Origin of the sequence: Streptomyces sp. NPDC058534 (assembly GCF_042717365.1) — a bacterium.
Lineage (GTDB): Bacteria > Actinomycetota > Actinomycetes > Streptomycetales > Streptomycetaceae > Streptomyces.
On record NZ_JBHXNW010000098.1, the window covers coordinates 1 to 13,290 of the forward strand.

Sequence of the window (13,290 nt, forward strand, 5' to 3'; positions counted from 1 at the left end):
GCGGCTCTCTCCCCCCGCGCCGCCACCCACCGCCGCGCCCCCCCGCCTGTGAGCGGGCCCTCCCGGGGGGGGTCCCCGCGGCCGCCCCTGAGCCGCCGCCGGCCGCACACGAAGAGCGCCGGTCCGTGGTGGCCGCGTCCCCCGCGGGCCGCCGTCGGACCGGCGCCTTCTCCTGCTCCCCCTACGTCCCCCCGTTCGGAACCCCCGTAGCCGGTCGTTCCCCCGGGTTCCCCCGTGCCTCGCTCCCGCCGACCGCGGTCGGCGGAAGGAGCGGATCGCGGGCCCGGCTCCGTTCCGGCACCCCGTGTCGCCGGTACCGGAGCCGCGCCCCTCTCCGTGTCTCCACTCTCTCGTTCCCGCAGGTCGGGGCCCATCCGCGCGGGTACTCATCTACGCGGCTAGGTACGGATACTCAGTCCTGCGCACCCCGGCTCACTGCGGCACGTCGCCCACTGGTGACCCGAGCGTCCGTCGCGGTACTCGGACGAGGCGGGACCAGGCCGGAGGAGGACTGTCGGTGGCGGCGGATAAAGTCCCTGGCATGGCACGGATTGCGGTGATCGGCGCCGGGATGGGCGCGATGGCGGCCGCCGCCCGGCTGGCCGTCGCGGGCCACCGGGTGGTGGTGTACGAGCGGACGGGGACGTACGGCGGAGCCCTCGGCCGCTTCGAGCGGGACGGGTTCTCCTTCGACACCGGCCCCGGTCTGCTGCCGCTGCCCGCGGTCTGGCGCGATCTGTTCGTCAAGACCGGCAAGGAGCCGCTGGAATCCTGCGTCGAGCTGGTCCAGGTCGACCCGTCGTCGCGGCACGTGTTCGCGGACGGCACGGAGGTGGCGCTGCCGAACGCCTCGCGGGCGGGCGTCGTCGACGCCCTGGACGCGGCTCTCGGGCCGACGGCCGGCCGTCGCTGGAGCGACTTCCTGGTGCGGGCCCGGGAGGCCTGGGACCGGACGCGCCGCCCGCTCCTGGAGGAGCCGCTGTGGCCGAACTGGGAGGTGCTGGCCGAACGCGACCCCTATCCGTCGGTCCCGCACAAGCGGCTGCTGCGCACCCGCCGGGCCGGCACCCTCGCCGAGGTGAGTGCCTGGGAGCTGCGGGACGCCCGGCTGGCCGCCCTCCTGGGCAGCCACGCGCTGGCGTACGGCCTGGATCCCCGGACCGCCCCGGCGAACACCGCCGTGCTGCCGTACATGGAGTACGCGTTCGGGATGTGGTACGTGCGCGGTGGCGGCCTGCGGGAGCTGGCGCGCGCGGTGTACGAGCGGTGTCTGGCCCGCCGGGTCGAGTTCCGCTTCGACACCGAGGTCACCGGAGTCGTCGAGAAGGACGGCCGGGTGGCCGGCGTGGAGCCGGCCGAAGGGGGCGTGGCGGAGGCCGGGTTCGTGGTCGCCGGGGTGGCGCCGGACGTGCTGGACCGGCTGTGCGGTGGGTCGCCGGTGCGGGGTGCGGGCGAGGTCCCGCCGCAGCGCGGTGGGGCGAGCCGGCTGACGGTGCTGCTGGCGCTGCGGGGTGGCCGTGCGGAGGGCACGGCGCACCGGACGGTGGTCCATTCGGAGGACCGGGAGACCGAGTTGGACAGCCTGTTCGGCGCCACACCCGGTATGGCCGCGCGGCCGACCGTCACGGTCCTGCGCCCCGATGACCCGGGACTGGTCCCGGACGCGGACCATGAGGCGGTCACGCTCACCGCGGTTGTGCCCGCCCTCGGCAACGAGTCGGACTGGGCCGCGACTGAAGTGTTCGCCCTGCAGGCAGAGCACCTGATCAGCGTCGCCGAGCGGGCGATACCCGGCCTCCGGGACCGTCTCCTGTGGCGCGAGGTGCGCACCCCGGCCGACGTCGCCGCGGCCACCGGAGTGGCGGACGGCGCGGTTCCGGTGCCGGCGCTCGCGGCGGCCGGCGGACGGCTGCTGCACCCGGCGAACAGCACGCGCGTGGAGGGCCTGTTCACGGTCGGCGGCTGGTCGCACCCCGGCGGGGGCCTCCCGCACGCGGGCATGTCGGGCGCGCTGGTCGCCGGACTCGTGGTGGAGGGACCGGAGTTCCGCGGCTCCCAGTGAGCGACCGGGGACGGTCACCGGGCTCCGGAGGGGCCGTCAGAAGCGGTACTGCTCGTCGTAGCCCTGACCCTGGCCCTGTCCGTGGCCCTGACCCTGGCTCTGGCCGTTGTCCTGGTAGGGATACTGCTGCTCCGGCGGGAGTTCGCCGCCGTAGGGGTCGTCGGTGCTGCGCTGCTGCGGTACCCACACGCCGCCGGCCCGGGTCTCGCCGCCGTAGCCGCCGTGCGTGCCGGTGGCGTACTGGTCCTGCCCGTAGCCCTGCTGGCCGTACTGCTGCGCGCCTGTGGTGTCGTAGCCACCGGTGTCGTACGACGCCCCGCCGTAGGCGTGGGTGCCGATGTACGGGTCGGAGTAGGCGGCGTACTGCTGCTGGCCGCCGGTGTCGTAGCCGTACCCCTGCTGCCCGTAGCCCGAGTAGTCGTAGGCGTAGGCCTGGTCGGCGCCCGGCGCGGCGGCGGCCGGCGCCTGCTGGTCGTGGCCGTAGCCGGAGTCGGCGTAGACGCCGTAGGCGCCGGTGTCGTCCGGCATGGGCTGCGGCTCGTAGACGGCGGTGGCCTCGGCGGCCGTGAGGTCGCCGGGCCGGGCCGGGGTGAAGACGTCGTCGCGGTCGTAGTCGTCGTGGCCGTAGGACAGGCCGTCCTGGGCCGGTGCGTGGCCCACGTGGTCGTCGTAGCCGTCACGGTGGCCCTGGCCGGCGTCGGCGGGTTCCATGCCGGAGACCTCCAGCGTCGGCTCCTGGCGGCCCCGTTCGGGACGGCCGCGCTTGCCGACGAGGCTCGCGGGGGCGTTGACCGCCCAGCCGGCCTCGAAACCGCGGCGGAACGACAGCGTGACGTAGGTCTGGCCCACCGCGAAGGCGGCGGCGCCCAGCCCGATGACGAGCACGTTCGACATCAGCACGCCGGCGACCACGCCGACGAAACCGCCGAAGGCGAGCAGTCGCCAGCGCAGCCGTGCCTTGTACTGCAGCAGCACCTCACCGAGCAGCCACAGCGCGACCACGCCGAACGCGATGTAGAGGACCGTCCAGCCCATGTACGCCCCTCTCCCAGTGGCCGTTACGCAGTGTGTCGTAAATATGTGCGGCCGGTCTAGGCCCGCGGTGGGTGGTGCAGGCCCAGGTTCTCGTAGATTTCCAGCGTCGCCGTGGAGTTGTTCAGCGTGATGAAGTGCAGTCCGGGGACACCCTCGGCCAGCAGCCGCGCGCAGAACTCCGTGGCGAACTCGATGCCAATGGAGCGTACAGCCGCCGGATCGTCCTTGGCTGTGAGGATCCGCTCTTTCAGCTCCGCCGGGAACGAGGCGTTGCTCAGCTTCGGCAACCTCTCCAGCATCTTCACACTGGTCACCGGCATGACCTCGGGGATGACCGGGGTCTCGCAGCCCGCCGCGGCGACCCGGTCGCGCAGCCTGAGGTAGGACTCGGCCTGGAAGAACATCTGCGTGATCGCGTAGTCGGCGCCGGCCCGGCACTTGTCCACGAAGTTCTTCACGTCCGCGTCCCAGTCGGCGGAGCGCGGATGCATTTCCGGGAAGGCCGCGACGCCGACGCAGAAGTCGCCCGACTCCTTGATGAGCCGGACCAGTTCGGCCGCGTAGGTCAGTCCCTGCGGGTGCGCGATCCAGTCGGCCGTCGGGTCGCCGGGCGGGTCGCCGCGCACGGCCAGCATGTTGCGGATCCCGGCGTCGGCGTACTGGCCGATGATGTTGCGCAGCTCGGCGACGGAGTGGTCGACGGCGGTGAGATGGGCCACGGGGGTCAGCGTGGTGTCGGCGACGATCTGCTGGGTCTCCCGGACCGTGCCCGCGCGGGTGGAACCGCCGGCGCCGTAGGTCACGGAGACGAAGTCCGGGGCCACCGCCTCCACCCGCCGCAGCGCGCTCCACAGGTTCTTCTCGCCCTTGGGCGTCTTCGGCGCCGAGAACTCGAACGAGTACGTCGTCTTGCCGGTGGCGAGGATGTCACGCACCGTGCGGGCGCGGTCAGTCCTCGTGCTTGCGGTTCCGAGGGCCATACGGGCAGGTTAGCCAGGGGGCGGCGGTCACCCAACCGGATGCGGGATATTTGTCCGCATTGTCGATTTGTTGTCCACCCCTTGGACACATGCCTCCGGCATCCGCCTACGGCCCCGTACCTGCGCCTACGCCACTACGCCTCCCGCAGCCGCTTCGCGAAGTCGGCCGCGGCCGCGCCGGGGTCGTCGGCGGCGGTGATCGCGCGGACGACGACGACCCGCCGGGCGCCCGCCTCCAGCACCTCGTCGAGGTTGCCGAGGTCGATGCCGCCGATGGCGAACCAGGGGCGCTCGGTGCCCAGCGACGCGGTGTGGCGGACCAGGTCGAGGCCGGGGGCGTGGCGACCGGGCTTGGTGGGGGTGGGCCAGCAGGGGCCGGTGCAGAAGTAGTCCACACCGTCCTGGACGGCGGCAGCGGCGGCCTCGGCGTCGGCGTGCGTGGAGCGGCCGACGAGGACGTCGTCCCCGAGGACCGCCCGGGCGGCGGGGACCGGGAGGTCGCCCTGGCCGAGGTGCAGCACGTCGGCGCGGGCGGCGTGCGCGACGTCCGCGCGGTCGTTGACCGCGAGGAGCTTGCCGTGCCGGGCGCAGGCGTCGGCGAGGACCGCCAGGTGCTCCAGCTCCTCGGCGGCCTCCATGCCCTTGTCGCGCAGCTGCACGATGTCGACGCCGCCGGCCAGCACGGCGTCCAGGAACTCGGGCAGGTCGCCCTGGCTCCGGCGGGCGTCCGTGCACAGGTAGAGCCGGGCGTCGGCGAGCCGGGCGCGGGCGGTGGTCGGAGCGGTGTCGGGCATGCGGGTGTCCCCCCGGGTCGGTGGGTGGCGTGGGCCCGTGCGGGCCGCACGGCCGTGCGGCGTACGGGCCGCGGACCGTGGCGGCCCCGCGGCCCGTACGCCGGGCGGCGGGTCGGGTCAGACGGCGAGCGCCTGGGCGCGGCGCTTCACCTCCGTGCCGCGATTCTCACTCAGCGCCTGTGCCGGGGTGCCCGGCAGGGTCGGGTCGGGGGTGAAGAGCCACTCCAGCATCTCCTCCGGCGTGAAGCCGTCGTCCCGCAGCAGCGTCAGGGTCCCGACCAGGCCCTTGACGACCTTGTCCTCGTCGATGAAGGCCGCCGGGATGTGCAGCGCGCGGTTCTCACCCCGGCGTACGGCGATGAGCTGGCCTTCCTTGATCAGCTGGCGTACGCGGGTCACCTCGACACCGAGCATTTCGGCGATGTCGGGAACGGTGAGCCAGGCAGGCACGAGAGCATCGGTCTTTGCGTCAATCTCGGTCACGTCTCCAGACTGCCATCTGGCACTGACAGGAGGAAGCCGGACCCGTCCGGCCCGGGGTTATGCCGTCGCCGCCTTGAGCGGCCTCGCCGGGTCGGCCAGCAGCCCCGGGACCATCTTCGTGCCCGCCCGGATCAGCCGCTTTCCCTGCGCCAGGTCTCGGGGGCGGCCCACCGCCAGCAGGGCGACAAGGCGCCCCTCGCGCAGCCAGCAGACCGTCCAGGCCGGGCCCGTGGGGTCCCCGCGCCACAGGACCGTGTCGGCGGCCGTGTGGTGACCGGCGTACTGGACGAAGCGGCCGAACTGCTCGGACCAGAAGTACGGCACCGGGTCGTACGCCGCCGGGGCCTCGGCCGCGGGGGCGCCGACGATGTCGGCGGCGACCGTGCGCGGGCCCTGGAGGGCGTTGTCCCAGTGGTGCACCAGCAGCCGCTCGCCGTAGCGGGCGGAGGGGAAGGAGGCGCAGTCGCCGACCGCGTGGACGTCCGGCGCCGAGGTGCGCAGGAGGTCGTCGGCCAGGACCTCGCCGTGCACGCCGAGGGCGATCCCGGAACCGGCGAGCCACGCGGTGGCGGGGCGGGCGCCGATGCCGACGACGACCGCGTCGGCGGGCAGCCGGGCGCCATCGCCGAGGAGGACCCGGAGAGGCTCCCCCGGGTCGCCGGGCTCGACGCGCTCCACGCGCGTGTGCGTGTGCAGTGCGGCGCCCGCGTCGGCGTACCAGGCGGTCATCGGCGCGGCCACCTCGGCGGGCAGCGCGTCGGCGAGCGGCCGGTCGGCGGCCTCCACCACGGTCACCGCGCAGCCGGCCTCGCGCGCGGCGGTGGCGAACTCGGCGCCGATCCAGCCCGCGCCGACGACGACGATGTCGTGCCGACGGGCGAGCACGGGGCGCAGCCGTTCGGCGTCGTCCAGGGTGCGCAGCAGGTGCACGCCGGGCACGCCGTCGGTGCCGGGGAGCCGGACCGGTTCGGCGCCGGTCGCGAGGACGAGGGCGTCGTACGGCACGGGTCCCTCGGAGGTGTCGAGGAGGTGCGCGCCGGGGCGGACGCCCAGGGCCTCGCAGCCGAGCCGCAGGGTGATGCCGAGTGCCTCGAAGTCGACGTCGAAGGCGGAGCCCTCGGCCGTGCCGAGCAGGACGGCCTTGGACAGCGGAGGCCGGTCGTAGGGCTGGTGGGGCTCGGCGCCGATCAGTGTCAGGGTGCCGGTGTAGCCCTGCTCCCGCAGGGCTACGGCGGTCTGCACGCCCGCCATGCCGGCGCCCACCACGACCACGCGGCGCGCGTCTTCCGCCGCCGGTCCCCGTCCCCGTTCCCGCGTCTGCTCGCTCACCTGATCACCTTAGCCACCTGACAATTTGTCAGTCAGCGCTCGTGCACCGTGACCTGCTCCACAACGCTCGTGCCGCTGCCGGGGCGCGACTCCCACTCCCAGCTCTCCTCCAGGCGCACCCGGCCGTCCGGCAGCTCCAGCACGGTCGACACGCAGTGCCCCGACGCCGTGCTGCCGTCGGTCCTGAGCTGCACGTACCGGAAGTCGAGCCGGTCCCCCGCGCGGGTACCCACGAGGTGGCCGCGGACGACGTCGCCGCCCGCGTAGTCGGCCCAGACGGCGCCGTCCCGCTCGTGGTACGTGAACCGGGTGCCGGTACCCACCTGGCCGGGCGCCTGGTCGGCGACGGGGGCGAGGACGAGGCCGTCGAGCGAACGGGTCACGGGCGGAGGCTCCCTTACGAGTGCGAGGCGCTGCGGGCTAGGCTGGCCAACGTAAAGCACTCGCGGGAGCCCGGACGCACCGGGCTGAGAGGGAGGCTGGCGGCCTCCGACCGTACGAACCTGATCCGGGTCATGCCGGCGAAGGGAGGGGCTGGACGCCCATGCCGTCCTCATCACACAGCTCGTCACACACCGTGTCGTCACACACCGTGTCCCGTACGCCCGACGTCCTCGTGGTGGGCGGTGGCGTCATCGGTCTGGTCACCGCCTGGCGGGCCGCGCAGCGCGGGCTCGTCACGGCCCTCGTGGACCCCGAGCCGGGCGGCGGGGCGGCGCAGGTGGCGGCCGGGATGCTGGCCGCGGTCACGGAGCTGCACTACGGCGAGCAGACGCTGCTCGCACTGAACCTCGCCTCGGCCCGCCGCTACCCGGAGTTCGCGGCCGAGCTGACCGACGTCACCGGTCACGACCTCGGCTACCGCCGCTGCGGCACCCTCGCCGTCGCGCTGGACGCCGACGACCGCGCCCACCTGCGCGAACTGCACGCCCTCCAGCAGCGCTCCGGCCTGGAGTCCGAGTGGCTCTCGGGGCGTGAGTGCCGACGCCTGGAGCCGATGCTCGCGCCGGGCGTGCGCGGGGGCCTGCGGGTGGACGGCGACCACCAGATCGACCCCCGGCGCCTCACCGCCGCGCTCATGGCCGCCTGTGAGCGGGCGGGCGTGGTCTTCCACCGGGTGTGGGCCGACCGGCTCACCGTCGGGCGCGGGGAGCGGGCCACCGGGGTCGCCACCGCCGACGGAACCGCGCTGGAGGCCGGGCAGGTGGTGCTGGCCGGGGGCAGCCTGAGCGGGCGGCTCGCGGGCATACCGGACGCCGTACTGCCGCCGGTGCGGCCGGTGAAGGGGCAGGTGCTGCGGCTGACGATGCCCCGGACGCACGGGCCGCTGCTGAACCGCACCGTGCGCGCCATGGTGCGCGGCAACCATGTCTACCTGGTGCCCCGGGAGAGCGGCGAGCTGGTCGTCGGCGCCACCAGCGAGGAGCTGGGCTGGGACACCACGGTGACCGCGGGGGGCGTCTACGAGCTGCTGCGCGACGCCCACGAGCTGGTCCCCGGCATCACGGAGCTGCCCCTGACGGAGACCCGCGCGGGCCTGCGCCCCGGCTCCCCCGACAACGCCCCGCTGCTCGGGCCGACCGGTCTCGACGGGCTGCTGCTGGCCACCGGGCACCACCGCAACGGCGTCCTGCTCACCCCCGTCACCGGCGACGCCATGGCGCACGCCCTGACCACCGGGGAGCTGCCGGACGAGGCCCGCCCCTTCACCCCCCGGCGCTTCGACGCCGCCCCCGCACTCTCGGAGCAGTCCGCATGAACATCTCCGTCAACGGCGAGCCGCGCGAGGTGGCTCCCGGCACGGCTCTGGAAGCCCTGGTGGGCACGCTCACCGCCGCGCCGTCCGGAGTGGCCGCCGCCCTGAACGAAACCGTGGTCCCGCGCGCGCGGTGGTCCGCCACCGCCCTGGCCGACGGCGACCGCGTCGAGGTCCTCACCGCTGTGCAAGGAGGCTGAACCATGGCCGACGATCCCTTTGTCCTCGACGGCACGTCGTACGCGTCCCGTCTGATCATGGGTACCGGCGGGGCGCCCAGCCTGGACGTGCTGGAGCGCGCGCTGGTGGCCTCCGGGACGGAGCTGACCACGGTCGCGATGCGGCGCGTGAACGCCTCGGTGCACGGGTCCGTGCTGTCGGTGCTGGAGAGGCTCGGCATCCGGGTGCTGCCGAACACGGCCGGCTGCTTCACCGCCGGGGAGGCGGTGCTCACCGCCCGGCTCGCGCGCGAGGCGCTCGGCACGGACCTGGTCAAGCTGGAGGTCATCGCCGACGAGCGCACGCTGCTGCCGGACCCGATCGAGCTGCTGGAGGCGGCGGAGACGCTGGTCGACGACGGGTTCACGGTGCTGCCGTACACGAACGACGACCCCGTCCTCGCGCGCAAGCTGGAGGATGTCGGGTGTGCGGCGATCATGCCGCTCGGTTCGCCGATCGGGTCGGGACTCGGTATCCGCAACCCGCACAACTTCGAGCTGATCGTGGAGCGCGCGGGGGTGCCGGTGATTCTGGACGCGGGGGCCGGTACGGCGTCGGATGTGGCGTTGGCGATGGAGCTGGGGTGTGCGGGTGTGATGCTGGCCTCTGCGGTTACGCGGGCGCAGGAGCCGGTGTTGATGGCTGCGGGGATGCGGGCCGCGGTGGAGGCGGGGCGGTTGGCCCGGCGGGCGGGGCGGATTCCTCGGCGGCACTTCGCTTCGGCGTCGTCTCCTGCGGAGGGCTTGGCGGTTCTTGATCCGGAGCGGCCCGCTTTTCAGTGAGCCTGCGTTGCTCTGAGGATCTTCTCCCACCCGCGCACCACCCGTTTCCAGTCGGATGAGAGGTTGAGCTCTCCCGTGGGGGTGCGGCGCCGTCGGCGGCCGACCGTGCGTGGGCGGGGGCCCACCGGTGCGTGTCACGTCCGTCACAGGTGCGCTGCAGTACCGCCCCGGTGGCGGGCGGCGAGCGCGGGGTGTCGGTCGTGGCTCGTACACTCGCCTGCGTGGACACGACCCTTCAGGACCCTCTCGTCGGGCAGGTGCTCGACGGCCGGTACCGCGTCGAGGCGCGGATCGCGGTCGGCGGCATGGCCACGGTCTACCGGGCCGTGGACACCCGCCTGGACCGCGTGCTCGCGCTGAAGGTGATGCACCCGGCGCTCGCGACCGACGCCGGCTTCGTCGAGCGGTTCATCCGCGAGGCCAAGTCGGTGGCCCGCCTTGACCACCCCAATGTCGTGCAGGTCTTCGACCAGGGGGCCGACGGGGCGTACGTCTACCTGGCCATGGAGTACATCGCGGGCTGCACCGTGCGTGACGTGCTGCGCGAGCGCGGTGCGCTCCGTCCGCGGGCCGCGCTGGACATCCTGGAGCCGGTCCTTGCCGCGCTCGGCGCCGCGCACCGGGCGGGGTTCGTGCACCGGGACATGAAGCCGGAGAACGTGCTGATCGGGGACGACGGCCGGGTCAAGGTCGCCGACTTCGGCCTGGTCCGCTCCGTGGACACCGTCACCAGCACCACCGGCGCCGTCCTCGGCACCGTCTCCTACCTGGCGCCCGAGCAGGTCGAGCACGGCGCCGCCGACCCCAGGGTCGACGTGTACGCGTGCGGCGTGGTGCTCTACGAGATGCTGACCGGCGGCAGGCCGCACGAGGGGGACTCGGCCGCGGTCGTGCTCTACAAGCACCTGCACGAGGACGTGCCGCCGCCGTCCTCCGCGGTACCGGGGATGGCGTACGAGCTGGACGAACTGGTCGCCGCGGCGACCGCGCGCAACCCGGAGATCCGGCCGTACGACGCCGTGGCGCTGCTCGCGCGGGCCCGCGAGGCGCGCGCGGCGCTGACCGCCGACCAGCTGGACGCGGTGCCGCCGCAGGCGCTCACCACGGAGCACGACAACGCCGAGGACCGCACGAGCGTGATCCCGCGCTCGCTCACGTCCCCCACGCTCGGCTTCGCTCGCGCGGGGGGACCCCCATCCCGGCCGCTGCCGGTCAACGAGGACGAGTACGGCGCCTCCGACGACGGCGTCCAGCACACCAGCCGGCTGGCGTCTCCCCCGCCGGACCCGCCCCGGCGCCGCCGGCCGGGAGTGCGGCGCGGCCCGCTGACGATCGTGTTGGCCGTGCTGCTGGTGCTCGGCCTGGGCACCGGCGTCTGGTACATCAACTCCGGCCAGTTCACGAAGGTACCGCCGCTGCTCTCGAAGACCGAGGCGGAGGCCCGCGACCGGCTGGAGGACACCGGGCTGGACATCGGCAAGGTGCGGCACGCCCACAGCGACACCGTGGACCGCGGCCGGATCATCAGCACCGACCCCGGCGTGGGCACCCGGATCCGCAAGAACGACTCCGTGTCGTTCACGGTCTCCGACGGCCCCGACACCGTGAAGCTGCCGGACCTGGAGGGCTACAAGCTGGACCGGGCCCGCACCCTGCTGAAGGACGAGGGGCTGGAGCCGGGCATGGTGACCCGCGCGTTCAGCGACGAGGTGCCCAAGGGCTTCGTGATCTCCACCAAGCCCGCGTCGGGCACCACGGTGCGCGGCGGCTCGGCGGTCGCGCTCGTGGTCAGCAAGGGCAGCCCGGTGGACGTCCCGGACGTCGCCGGCGTCGACCTGGAGGACGCGCGGACCCAGCTGACGGAGGCCGGCCTCAAGGTGAAGGTCGCCGAGGCGCGGGTGAACTCCGAGTACGACAGCGGCCAGGTCGCCCGGCAGACCCCGGACCCGGGCAGCCGCGCCGCCGAGGGCGACACCGTGACGCTCACCGTGTCCAAGGGCCCGCGGCAGATCGAGGTCCCGGACGTGGTCGGCGACAGCGTGGACGACGCCAAGCGGAAGCTGACGGACGCCGGCTTCCAGGTGGACGAGGACCGCGGGCTGCTCGGGCTGTTCGGCGACACGGTGAAGAAGCAGTCCGTGGACGGCGGGGACAGGGCGCCCGAGGGCTCCACCATCAAGATCACCATCCGATGACCGGAGGTAAGGACGAGGCGCCCGCACTCCCCCGCAACCCGGTCGGCGGTCACGTCCCCGTGGCCGGCGGGCTGCACTCCGTGGGGCTGTCCTACGCCCGTGAGCTGAAGGCGGAGACCGTGCAGGTCTTCGTCGCCAACCCGCGCGGCTGGGCCACGCCGGCCGGCAACCCGAAGCAGGACGAGGCGTTCCGGGAGGCCTGCGCTGCCGAGTCGATCCCGGCGTACGTGCACGCCCCGTACCTGATCAACTTCGGGTCGCACACCGAGGCGACGGTGGAGCGGTCGGTGGAGTCGCTGCGACACTCGCTGCGGCGCGGGCGGGCCATCGGGGCGCTGGGCGTGGTCGTGCACACCGGCAGCGCGACCGGCGGACGGGAGAGGTCGGTGGCGCTCAAACAGGTGCGGGAGTACCTGCTGCCGCTGCTCGACGAGCTGACCCACGACGACGACCCGTTCCTGCTGCTGGAGTCGACCGCCGGGCAGGGGGCCTCGCTGTGCTCGCGGACCTGGGACTTCGGCCCGTACTTCGAGGCGCTGGACTCCCATCCGAGGCTGGGTGTGTGCCTGGACACCTGCCACGTCTTCGCGGCGGGGCACGATCTGACCGGCCCGTCCGGCATGCACCAGACCCTGGACCTGCTGGTGGACACGGTCGGCGCGGGCCGGCTGAAGCTGATCCACGCCAACGACTCCAAGGACGTGGCGGGCGCCCACAAGGACCGGCACGAGAACATCGGCGCCGGGCACATCGGCGAGGACCCGTTCCGGGCGCTGATGACCCACCCCGCGACCGAGGGCGTGCCGCTGGTCATCGAGACGCCGGGCGGCAAGGAGGGGCACGCGGCGGACGTGGAGCGGCTGAAGAAGCTGCGCGACGGCTGATCCGCGTCCGGAAGCGGGATCAGAGCTCGGGGCCGTCCCCGGGTTCCTCCTGGTAGGAGTAGCGCTGCTCCCGCCACGGGTCGCCGATGTTGTGGTAGCCGCGCTCCTCCCAGAAGCCGCGCCGGTCGGCTGTCATGTACTCGATGCCGCGGACCCACTTGGGGCCCTTCCACGCGTACAGGTGGGGGACGATCAGCCGCAGCGGAAAGCCGTGCTCGGCGGTGAGCAGTTCGCCGTCCTTGTGGGTGGCGAAGAGGGCGCGCTCGGCGGCGAAGTCGGCCAGCCGGAGGTTGGAGCTGAAGCCGTACTCGGCCCAGACCATCACGTGGGTGACGGCCGGGGCGGGCGGCGCGAGGTCCAGGATCGTGGCGGCGGGCACCCCGCCCCACTCGGCGCCGAGCATGCTGAACTTCGTGACGCAGTGCAGGTCGGCGACGACCGTGGTGTACGGCAGGGCGGTGAACTCCTCATGGGTCCAGTCGCGCTTCTCACCGTCGGCGGTGGCGCCGAAGACCCGGAACTCCCAGCGCTCGGGGCGGAACTTGGGGACCGGTCCGTAGTGCGTGACCGGCCAGCCGCGCTGGAGGCGCTGTCCCGGTGGGAGCTCGAACGAGGACGCTCCTTCCGAACCGTCTTCCCCCGATTCGTTTCCCGCCGGCTGACCCATGTCTCCATCCTGACAGACCCGGACCGATGCCCTTGACCCACCCCACTTACATTCGGGTAAACAGGAAAAATATCAACAAAATCGACTAAGCCTGTACTTACTTA

Annotated in this window: 13 protein-coding genes and 1 riboswitch; of the genes, 6 read left to right on the plus strand and 7 right to left on the minus strand. The window is 73.4% G+C overall.

Translation table 11 applies throughout. The annotated features are described in order from the left end of the window. Nucleotides 1–541: 541 nt before the first annotated feature. Nucleotides 542–2,062, plus strand: coding sequence for a phytoene desaturase family protein (locus ACFWR9_RS37860; RefSeq protein WP_383850795.1), 1,521 nt, complete (start codon nucleotides 542–544; stop codon nucleotides 2,060–2,062). Between the two features lie 36 nt (nucleotides 2,063–2,098). On the opposite strand, the gene ACFWR9_RS37865 is transcribed toward ACFWR9_RS37860, so the two are convergent. From ACFWR9_RS37865 to ACFWR9_RS37890, 6 genes are all read right to left on the minus strand, one after another. Further along, the gene (locus tag ACFWR9_RS37865; protein ID WP_383850798.1) at nucleotides 2,099–3,097 is read right to left on the minus strand and encodes a hypothetical protein; all 999 of its coding nucleotides are present in this window, start codon (nucleotides 3,095–3,097) and stop codon (nucleotides 2,099–2,101) included. 56 nt (nucleotides 3,098–3,153) lie between these two features. After that, nucleotides 3,154–4,077 carry a methylenetetrahydrofolate reductase [NAD(P)H] gene (gene metF, locus ACFWR9_RS37870; RefSeq protein ID WP_383850800.1) on the minus strand — a complete coding sequence of 308 codons (924 nt, stop codon included), beginning with the start codon at nucleotides 4,075–4,077 and terminating at the stop codon, nucleotides 3,154–3,156. Between the two features lie 134 nt (nucleotides 4,078–4,211). Then, on the minus strand, nucleotides 4,212–4,871 hold the full coding sequence (thiE, locus tag ACFWR9_RS37875) for a thiamine phosphate synthase (RefSeq protein ID WP_383850803.1): 660 nt from the start codon (nucleotides 4,869–4,871) through the stop codon (nucleotides 4,212–4,214). A gap of 117 nt (nucleotides 4,872–4,988) precedes the next feature. Continuing rightward, entirely contained in the window at nucleotides 4,989–5,354 is a 366-nt protein-coding gene (locus ACFWR9_RS37880; RefSeq protein WP_122614951.1) for an Rv2175c family DNA-binding protein, read from the minus strand. A 57-nt stretch (nucleotides 5,355–5,411) separates the two neighbouring features. Then, the gene (locus ACFWR9_RS37885) at nucleotides 5,412–6,683 is read right to left on the minus strand and encodes an NAD(P)/FAD-dependent oxidoreductase (protein ID WP_383850807.1); all 1,272 of its coding nucleotides are present in this window, start codon (nucleotides 6,681–6,683) and stop codon (nucleotides 5,412–5,414) included. Nucleotides 6,684–6,715: 32 nt separating this feature from the next. Continuing rightward, entirely contained in the window at nucleotides 6,716–7,066 is a 351-nt protein-coding gene (locus ACFWR9_RS37890; protein WP_383850809.1) for a hypothetical protein, read from the minus strand. 52 nt (nucleotides 7,067–7,118) lie between these two features. Then, nucleotides 7,119–7,230, plus strand: a riboswitch (TPP riboswitch). Here ACFWR9_RS37890 and thiO point away from each other — a divergent pair. From thiO to ACFWR9_RS37915, 5 genes are all read left to right on the plus strand, one after another. Further along, a complete protein-coding gene (gene thiO / locus ACFWR9_RS37895) occupies nucleotides 7,228–8,442 on the plus strand; it encodes a glycine oxidase ThiO (RefSeq protein ID WP_383850812.1) in 1,215 nt (404 codons plus the stop codon). It overlaps the preceding riboswitch by 3 nt. After that, the gene (gene thiS, locus ACFWR9_RS37900; RefSeq protein ID WP_383850815.1) at nucleotides 8,439–8,639 is read left to right on the plus strand and encodes a sulfur carrier protein ThiS; all 201 of its coding nucleotides are present in this window, start codon (nucleotides 8,439–8,441) and stop codon (nucleotides 8,637–8,639) included. Before thiO ends, thiS begins: the two co-directional genes overlap by 4 nt. Before the next feature lie 3 nt (nucleotides 8,640–8,642). Beyond that, nucleotides 8,643–9,440 carry a thiazole synthase gene (locus ACFWR9_RS37905; protein ID WP_383850818.1) on the plus strand — a complete coding sequence of 266 codons (798 nt, stop codon included), beginning with the start codon at nucleotides 8,643–8,645 and terminating at the stop codon, nucleotides 9,438–9,440. A gap of 221 nt (nucleotides 9,441–9,661) precedes the next feature. Continuing rightward, a complete protein-coding gene (gene pknB / locus ACFWR9_RS37910) occupies nucleotides 9,662–11,635 on the plus strand; it encodes a Stk1 family PASTA domain-containing Ser/Thr kinase (protein WP_383850820.1) in 1,974 nt (657 codons plus the stop codon). Further along, nucleotides 11,632–12,519, plus strand: a complete 888-nt coding sequence (locus ACFWR9_RS37915) for a deoxyribonuclease IV (RefSeq protein ID WP_383850823.1) — start codon at nucleotides 11,632–11,634, stop codon at nucleotides 12,517–12,519. The genes pknB and ACFWR9_RS37915 overlap by 4 nt, the downstream gene beginning before the upstream one ends. 19 nt (nucleotides 12,520–12,538) lie before the next feature. Here ACFWR9_RS37915 and ACFWR9_RS37920 read toward each other — a convergent pair whose 3' ends face one another. Further along, the gene (locus ACFWR9_RS37920; RefSeq protein ID WP_383850826.1) at nucleotides 12,539–13,186 is read right to left on the minus strand and encodes a sulfite oxidase-like oxidoreductase; all 648 of its coding nucleotides are present in this window, start codon (nucleotides 13,184–13,186) and stop codon (nucleotides 12,539–12,541) included. Nucleotides 13,187–13,290: the final 104 nt, after the last annotated feature.

Bases quoted from the DNA above. Each gene is read 5' to 3' on its own strand.
- ACFWR9_RS37860 (WP_383850795.1), top strand. From the start codon at position 542: ATGGCACGGATTGCGGTGATCGGCGCCGGGATGGGCGCGATGGCGGCC.
- ACFWR9_RS37865 (WP_383850798.1), bottom strand. From the start codon at position 3,097: ATGGGCTGGACGGTCCTCTACATCGCGTTCGGCGTGGTCGCGCTGTGG.
- metF (WP_383850800.1), bottom strand. From the start codon at position 4,077: ATGGCCCTCGGAACCGCAAGCACGAGGACTGACCGCGCCCGCACGGTG.
- thiE (WP_383850803.1), bottom strand. From the start codon at position 4,871: ATGCCCGACACCGCTCCGACCACCGCCCGCGCCCGGCTCGCCGACGCC.
- thiO (WP_383850812.1), top strand. From the start codon at position 7,228: ATGCCGTCCTCATCACACAGCTCGTCACACACCGTGTCGTCACACACC.
- thiS (WP_383850815.1), top strand. From the start codon at position 8,439: ATGAACATCTCCGTCAACGGCGAGCCGCGCGAGGTGGCTCCCGGCACG.
- ACFWR9_RS37905 (WP_383850818.1), top strand. From the start codon at position 8,643: ATGGCCGACGATCCCTTTGTCCTCGACGGCACGTCGTACGCGTCCCGT.
- ACFWR9_RS37915 (WP_383850823.1), top strand. From the start codon at position 11,632: ATGACCGGAGGTAAGGACGAGGCGCCCGCACTCCCCCGCAACCCGGTC.
- ACFWR9_RS37920 (WP_383850826.1), bottom strand. From the start codon at position 13,186: ATGGGTCAGCCGGCGGGAAACGAATCGGGGGAAGACGGTTCGGAAGGA.